Raw genomic sequence first — 7,187 nt, forward strand, 5'->3', positions numbered from 1 at the left:
GCCCGCATCGCCCAGCGCATCCTGGCCCTGACCGCCGCCATCTGGCACAACCGCCACACCGGCCAGCCCATCGCCCGATCACTGATCGCATACGACCACTAACCCGACTTAGGACTTACTCATCTAGACCACCGGCGCCCACCGCTGGGCGACAGGGGAGCCGGGAAGCGTGGGCAGCAGTCCGAGATCGCGTTCCAGCCATCGGTGACGACGCCGGCGGCCGCGGCCTGTGCGACAGCCTGTGGTCTCCCCGCAGGCCGCCAACAGCCTGTAAGTACGCCAGCGGAGGCGGGGGAACAGAACCCGACGCCAGGCGATCATAGCCGCTTGCGTCCTGGCGGGCGGAAGCGCCGCCCAGGACGGCCACGTCGCCCCGCTGTCCGCGGCCGACCGGCTGAACTTGATCGACCGCTCCCCCGCCTCGTCGATCAGTACAGCGGCAAGCGCCACTGGTGTGTACCACGAGTTACAGGTACTGGTGAAGGCCGCGGGCGCTGGGATCGGGATCGCTGAGCTGTTCCCCGCCCGACGGGATGACGACGCCGGAACGGCCGTTGAAGGTGAGGGGGCGCCGGCGCCGAGGGCGAGGACGGCTGAGGGTCTTCAGAGCAGAGGGCTTTTCAGGCGTTCTTGACGGCGGACAGGTCGAACTCGAGCGTGATCTTCTCGGAGATCATCACGCCACCGGTTTCCAGGACGGCGTTGAAACTGACGCCGTAGTCCTTGCGGTTGATCACGGTGCTGCCCTCGAAGCCGGCCCTGGTGAAGCCCTGGGCATCGACGGCGGTGCCGGCGAACTCGAGCGGGATGGTGATCTCGCGGGTGACACCGCGGATGGTCAACCGGCCGGTCACCTCGAAGGCGTCCTCATCGACGTGCTTGACGCCGGTGCTGGTGAAGGTGATGTGCGGGTGGGTCTCGGCGTCCAGGAAGTCGACGGTGCGCAGGTGGCCGTCGCGCTGGGGGTTGCCGGTGTCCACGCCGGACGCATCCAGCGTCACGCGGACGGTGGAGGCGGCCGGGTCGGCGGCGTCCAGGTGGGCGGTGGCCTCCACGACGGGGAAACTGCCGCGCACCTTGGTGACCATCGCATGGCGGGCCACGAAGCCGAAGCGGCTGTGCGCGGGGTCGATGGTGTAGGTGCCGGTGAGCTCGCTGGGGTACATGTCGTGCTCCATGAAGTTAGTTCAGTGCTGGATTATTCAGTACGACAGTACCTATGGTTAGTTCAGTGCGCAACTACTGCGTACGAGGTGGCCGGCTCGCCCGCTACGGACGCTCCCCGTCCCGCAGCGCTGCCAGGGCCTTCTCGATCCGCCGTACGCGCGTCTCGGGCTTCCTCGCGCTCTCGACGGCGAGGTCGTGGACCGTGAGAGCGCACGCCGGGAGCCTGAGATCCGTGCGGATCAACGCCGCTCCTTGTCGCCGGCGGTCAGAATGACGATGTCGAGGTCGCGGAGCCGGTCGGGGTCGGTGTCGATATCGATGCGAGTGATCCTGTCGTCGTCGACGGTGAACGTGAGGACGGCCTTCGGCCGGCCGAGGTGCGACCAGACGGCCGCCGGCACGCCGTCGACCAGAGCGAGCCGGGCGGCCTGAGCCCGTCCGGCGAAGAAGGCCGCCACCTCGCGGCCACCGCTGGCCTCGCCGACCACGGCGTCCGGATCGAGCAGGTCGAGCAGGGCGGCGAAGTCCCCGCCGCGGGCGGCGGCGAGGAAGGCCTCGACGATGTCCCGCTTCGCCGACCGCGCGGCATCGGACGCATCGGCGGCTCCTTGCACCCGGCGCCGGGCCCGGCTGGCGAGTTGCCGGGCCGCCGCCGGGGAGCGGCCGATGACGGGGCCGATCTCGCCGAACGACACCGCGAAGACGTCATGCAGGACGAACGCGAGCCGCTCCGCGGGAGTCAGCGTGTCCAGCACCACCATCAGCGCCGCCCCGACCGAATCGGCCAGCAGCGCCTCGTCCTCGGGGCCGGCCTGCCCGGCCGGGTGGACGCTCGCGTGCGGCACGTCCGGCTCGGGTGGCAGCGCCCCGGCCGATTCCTCACGCCGGTTCCGGCGTGCCTCGAGCATGTTCAGGCAGACCCGGGCGACGACCGTGGTCAGCCACCCTCCCGGATTCTCCACCTGGCCGGTGTCGGCGCGGCTGGCCCGCAGCCACGCCTCCTGCACCGCGTCCTCGGCCTCGCCGGCTGAGCCGAGCATCCGGTACGCCAACGCGTGCAAGCGGTCCTGGTGCTCGGCGAACCGGTCGCTGACCCAGTCTTGCTCAGCCATCTGTCACATTCCTCCGTTTCGGCGGTCATATCGATTGACCGGCATACCTGCGGCGATGTGACGTCCAGGTCCGGCCAGGATGTCCGGCCTGCCGGCACGTGCCCCTCACGTACACAAAGGAGACAAGGCATGAAAGCGCACATCAGCTCGATCCTTCTCGGCGTCCGGGACATGGAGGCGTCCAAGCGGTTCTACACGGAGGGCCTCGGCTGGAAGGTCAAGAACGACTACGGCATCTCGGTGTTCTTCGAATCGGACGGAGCCTCGCCCGTCGGCTTCTACGGCCGGGAGGGCCTGGCCGACCAGGTGGGCGCGAGCCCGGAGGGCAGCGGCTTCAGCGGGCTGGTCCTCACCTACGTCGTCCGCAGTGAGGCGCGGGTCGACGAGATCATCGCGGAGGCCGAGAAGGCCGGCGCCACGATCCTCAAGGCCGCCGGTCCCCTGCCCTGGGGCGGGTACGGCGGCTCCTTCGCCGACCCGGACGGCTACATCTGGAGCCTGGGCTACAGCGCCCAGGGAACGGACCAGCCCTACGCGGAGTAGCCGCCGAGGCATCCGGGCCCGGCCCGGATGCCTCGCCTGCCGATTCCGGCAGCACATGCACCCGAAACCACCAGGAGAGAAACGTGTCACTGCAGGTGAGCGCCATCATGCTCGGCGTCAAGGACCTGGCCCGCGCCAAGACGTTCTATGAAGGCCTGGGCTGCGAGATCGACAAGGACACCCGCCATTTCGTCTCGTTCAGCCTGGGCGAGGGATCCCCGCAACTGGCTCTTTACGAATGGGAGGCAGCGGCACAGGACGCCGGCGTCTCCTCGGAGGGGTCCGGATTCCGCGGCTCCTCGCTCCACGTCAACCCCGACTCCAGGGAAGGCGTGGACGAGCTGATGCGCAACGCGGTGGCTGGCGGCGGCAGCGTGGTCAGGGCGGCGGCCCCCGCCCGGTGGGGCGGCTACTTCGGCTACTTCAGCGACCCGGACGGCTATCTGTGGAAGGTCACCACCTACGCCTCCTGACCCACTGACCTCGCGCGGGGTCCCCGGACACGCCACACCTGGCGAGACCGGGGACCCGTCCGCACTCCCCCGCCTTGGACCCAGTCGGCATCGGCAGTCACTCTCGCCGACCCGCGCTCGATGCTCAGGGTGCGGAAAACCGCAGCACGGGAACGGGCGGGCGCCTCATTCCGCCGGCCGGGTGGCCCCGCCTACCGTTCTTGACCATGATCGGAAAGTTGTTCGACGCGCCACGGCGGCTGCCGGCCGGGCCGGCGGCCCTGCTCGTCCTCGCCGCGGTGATCATGCTGACGGCCATGGCCGACAGCACCATGCAACCCCTGCCGGCCACCGCTCCCGCCGACCGGTTCAGCGCCGAGCGCGCGCTGGTTCACCTGAAGGAGTTCGCCGCCGAGCCGAGGCCCATCGGCAGCCCGGCCGGCCGCAGGGCCCGGGACTACCTGGCCGGGCAACTGCGCGCGGCAGGGCTGGAGGTCGAGGTCCAGCGCTCGGTCGGCGCCCGGTCCGCGGCGGGGCTGGCGACGTTCGGCCAGGTGGACAACATCGTGGGCCGGCTGCGGGGAACGGACTCGACCGGCACCGTGCTCATCGCCGCGCACTACGACTCCGCGGCCATGGGACCGGGCGCCTCCGACGACGGCGCCGCCGTGGCCGCGATGCTCGAGACCGTCCGGGCGCTGCGCGGCGGCCCCGGCCTGCGTAACGACATCGTGCTGCTCATGTCGGACGGCGAGGAGGACGGCGTGCTCGGCGCCGAGGCCTTCGTCCGCGAACATCCCCTGGGCAAGGGCGGCGGCGTGCTGCTGAACTGGGAGGCCCGCGGGGTCAGCGGCCCCTCGCTGATGTTCGAGACCTCCGCGAACAACGCCCGCCTCGTCGAGACCTTCGCGGGCGCCGTCCCCGCGCCGCGCGGCCACTCCGCCATGGTGGAGGTGTATCGGCTGCTGCCCAACAACACCGACTTCACGCCGCTGACCAAGGCCGGCTTCACCGGCATGAACTTCGCCTACATCCAGCGTTCCTCGCTGTACCACACCGCGGGCGACTCCATCGCCCACCTCAACCGGGGCAGCCTGCAACACCACGGCAGCAACATGCTGGCAATGGCGCGCGCCCTCGGCGGCGCGGACCTGCGGACGCTCGACTCGGACCACGACGTCACCTACTTCCGCGCGCTCGGCACCATGATCACGTATCCGGGTCAGCTCGTCCTGCCGCTGGCGGTGCTGGCCCTCGTCGCGGTGGCGGGCCTGGCGGTGCTCGCCCGCGTCAGGCGGCTGCTGAGCCTGCCCCGGCTGGTGGTGGCGACGGTCTCGGCCGTGGTGCCGCTGGTGGCATCGGCCGCGCTGGCGCAGGGTCTGTGGGAACTGCTGGTGGCCTGGCGGCCCGCCTACGACCTGATGGGCGGGCTGCTGCACCGCCCGGGGCCGTACCAGGCGGCGATCGCCGTCCTGTGCGCGCTGACCGTCCTCGGCTGGTACGTGCCACTGCGGCGCAGGCTCGGCCCGGCGGCGCTGACGGTCGGGGCGCTGATCTGGTTCGCCGGGCTGGGCCTGCTGTGCGCGCAGGTCGCTCCAGGGGCGTCCTTCCTGTTCGCCCTGCCGGCACTGCTGGGCGCGCTCGGCTGTACGGCCGCGGTCCTGCCCCGCACGCCCGCCTGGGCGCGGGCGGCCGTGGCGATGCTGGGTCCGATCATGGCCGCGATGCTGCTCCCGTCCCTGGCCGGGGACGTCTTCGACGGGATGGGGCTGGCGCTCGGCGGGGTGAGCGCGCTGGTGCTGACGCTTTTCGGGCTGATCGCGGTGCCGGTCGCGGAGCCGTTCCTGCCCGATCTCGCCACCCGGCCGAAGCGGGCCGCCGGCCTCGCCGTGCCCTTGACGGCCCTCGTCCTCACGGCGGCGCTCGTCGCGGCCGGGCTCGTGGTGGACGACTTCGACGCCGAACAGCCGCGGCGCACGCATCTGGCGTACGTCATGGACGCCGGCACCCGCACCGCCCACTGGGTCAGCGCCGACGCGGACCCGGCCCCGTGGACCAAGCGCTACGTGTCCGGCCACGACACCTCGGCGCTGCCCCCGGGGTACGCGCGCGGCACGCTGTGGACCGGACCCGCGCCGTCGATCACCGCAGAGGGCCCGCGAGCCGACGTCCTGGCCCGCACGAGCGACACGCTGAAACTGCACGTGACCGCCGGGAAGGGGGCACGCTCGGTGACGCTACGGCTCGACCGGCCGATCAGCCACGCCACCGCATCGGCCGGCCGGTTCGGGTCGGTGAGCGTGCCGGTCACCGGCACGCGAGCAGGCACCTGGCCCTCGGAGATCCGCTTCCGCGGCATCCCCGCCCAGGGGGTCCGGATCACCGTACGCGTACCGGACAAGGACCGGATTCGCCTGACCGTGATCGCCGAGACCGACGGGCTGGCCGCGGTGCCCGGCTTCGTCCCCAGACCTGCTGACCTGGTCGCCGCCACCCGGGAGGACGGCGATCTTGTCGCGGTCACCCGCAGCTACACCCTGGGGGCGGCAACGTCCGCCGCCATATCTCGACCAAACCGCTGACCCTCTTCCCCCGGCGGCGACGCAGCGGAACACCCACTGGAGGGAGAACGCCGCGTTCGACCTCCGATCATCTGTGCCGGCGGCCGGGAGACGGGGTCCGTACAAGCGTGTGCCCATCCCCGGGGTGGCGGGGGTGGGCATGGGGCCGTTCGCACTACTTCAGCCATGGCGTGCGCTGGACGACGGGCAGGTTGCCCAGCCCGAGCGTGGCGCCCGCGCCCGTGAGGCCGATGCCGAGCAGGCCGGCCATGAACAGCCAGTCCACCCAGGCCTGCCCGGCCAGCGAGCCGAAGAAGCCGCCCAGCGCGTGCTCGCCCGTGCCCTTGAGGAAGCCGGTCGTCGGGCTGCCGCCGTTGATCCACGCCTTGGCCGCCGGAGTGGCGAAGCCCCAGCCGAACGTCTTGTCCAGGAACGCCCACAGGAAGATCCAGCCGATCGAGATCCGGGCGACCGCCCAGACGTAGTCGACGGGACGGCGGGCTTGCGCAGCGCCGATCTCCACGACGGGCCTGCTGGAGGTGGTGGCCATGACGGCCCCCTTTCGAGGGGTGAGGGCGGCGGCGCCTCATCACGGAGCTTCCCAGAGCGACGGGGAACGGTCATGACACCCCACCGCACCGAGCCTGTCGTCGTTGTTCGTCGCCTCCGGGCGGGACCCGCCGTTCGAAGGCGTGGTCGTCATCGAGTCCAGGTCCACTCGCGGATCTCCGGAGCGTCCTCGCCGTGCTCCCGCGTGTACGCGCGAGCACGCTCCCGCGCGTCGCTCATCCGCTGGCGCAGGTGCGCCTGGGTCGCGCCCAGGCCGGGCACGCGGTCGATGACGTCCATCACCAGGTGGTAGCGGTCGATGTCGTTGAGCATGGCCATGTCGAACGGCGTGGTCGTGGTGCCCTCCTCCTGGTAGCCGCGCACGTGGATGTCGGCGTGGTTGCGGCGGCGGTAGGTGAGGCGGTGGATCAGCGACGGGTAGCCGTGGAAGTCGAAGATGACGGGCTTGTCGGGAGTGAACAGGGCGTCGAACTCGGCGTCCGGCATGCCGTGCGGGCGCTCCGACGGTGGCTGGAGCCGCATCAGGTCCACCACGTTGATCACTCTGACCTTGAGCTGCGGAAGGTGCTCCCGCAGAATGGCCGCGGCGGCCAGGGTCTCCAGGGTGGGCACGTCACCGGCGCAGGCCAGCACCACGTCGGGCTCGTCGCCGTCATCGGTGGAGGCCCAGGGCAGGATGCCGAGCCCGCGGGTGCAGTGGGCGACGGCGTCGTCCATGGTGAACAGGTCGAGGATCGGCTGCTTGCCCGCCACGACGACGTTGACGTAGTCGCGGGAGCGCA

8 protein-coding genes and 1 pseudogene are annotated in these 7,187 nt (G+C 71.2%); 4 read left to right on the forward strand and 5 right to left on the reverse strand.

The annotated features are described in order from the left end of the window. A pseudogene (locus tag FH608_RS54795) lies at nucleotides 1-102 on the forward strand (IS982 family transposase); the annotation flags it as partial. 518 nt (nucleotides 103-620) lie between these two features. Here FH608_RS54795 and FH608_RS50990 read toward each other — a convergent pair. The 3 genes from FH608_RS50990 to FH608_RS50995 form a co-directional block, all read right to left on the reverse strand. After that, nucleotides 621-1,178 (reverse strand): YceI family protein, encoded by a 558-nt coding sequence (locus FH608_RS50990; protein WP_139638443.1) that lies wholly within the window; start codon nucleotides 1,176-1,178, stop codon nucleotides 621-623. 91 nt (nucleotides 1,179-1,269) lie between these two features. Continuing rightward, on the reverse strand, nucleotides 1,270-1,410 hold the full coding sequence (locus tag FH608_RS52345) for a YdeI/OmpD-associated family protein (RefSeq protein ID WP_139638444.1): 141 nt from the start codon (nucleotides 1,408-1,410) through the stop codon (nucleotides 1,270-1,272). After that, nucleotides 1,407-2,279: a sigma-70 family RNA polymerase sigma factor gene (locus FH608_RS50995; protein WP_139638445.1), complete on the reverse strand. Its 873-nt coding sequence runs from the start codon at nucleotides 2,277-2,279 to the stop codon at nucleotides 1,407-1,409. The genes FH608_RS52345 and FH608_RS50995 overlap by 4 nt, the downstream gene beginning before the upstream one ends. A gap of 129 nt (nucleotides 2,280-2,408) precedes the next feature. Here FH608_RS50995 and FH608_RS51000 point away from each other — a divergent pair, with 129 nt between their 5' ends. The 3 genes from FH608_RS51000 (at nucleotide 2,409) to FH608_RS51010 (ending at nucleotide 5,856) form a co-directional block, all read left to right on the forward strand. Further along, nucleotides 2,409-2,822 carry a VOC family protein gene (locus tag FH608_RS51000; protein ID WP_139638446.1) on the forward strand — a complete coding sequence of 138 codons (414 nt, stop codon included), beginning with the start codon at nucleotides 2,409-2,411 and terminating at the stop codon, nucleotides 2,820-2,822. 83 nt (nucleotides 2,823-2,905) lie between these two features. Then, complete coding sequence (locus FH608_RS51005; protein ID WP_139638447.1) at nucleotides 2,906-3,295, forward strand: VOC family protein; 390 nt, start codon at nucleotides 2,906-2,908, stop codon at nucleotides 3,293-3,295. Between the two features lie 206 nt (nucleotides 3,296-3,501). Then, entirely contained in the window at nucleotides 3,502-5,856 is a 2,355-nt protein-coding gene (locus FH608_RS51010; RefSeq protein WP_139638448.1) for a M28 family peptidase, read from the forward strand. A gap of 154 nt (nucleotides 5,857-6,010) precedes the next feature. On the opposite strand, the gene FH608_RS51015 is transcribed toward FH608_RS51010, so the two are convergent. Then, a complete protein-coding gene (locus FH608_RS51015; RefSeq protein WP_139638449.1) occupies nucleotides 6,011-6,385 on the reverse strand; it encodes a hypothetical protein in 375 nt (124 codons plus the stop codon). Between the two features lie 149 nt (nucleotides 6,386-6,534). Next, nucleotides 6,535-7,187, reverse strand: a 653-nt coding sequence (locus FH608_RS51020; RefSeq protein WP_455430079.1) for a phosphoketolase family protein, incomplete at its 5' end; no start/stop codon positions are given.

This window comes from Nonomuraea phyllanthi, assembly GCF_006334985.2.
Lineage (GTDB): Bacteria > Actinomycetota > Actinomycetes > Streptosporangiales > Streptosporangiaceae > Nonomuraea > Nonomuraea phyllanthi.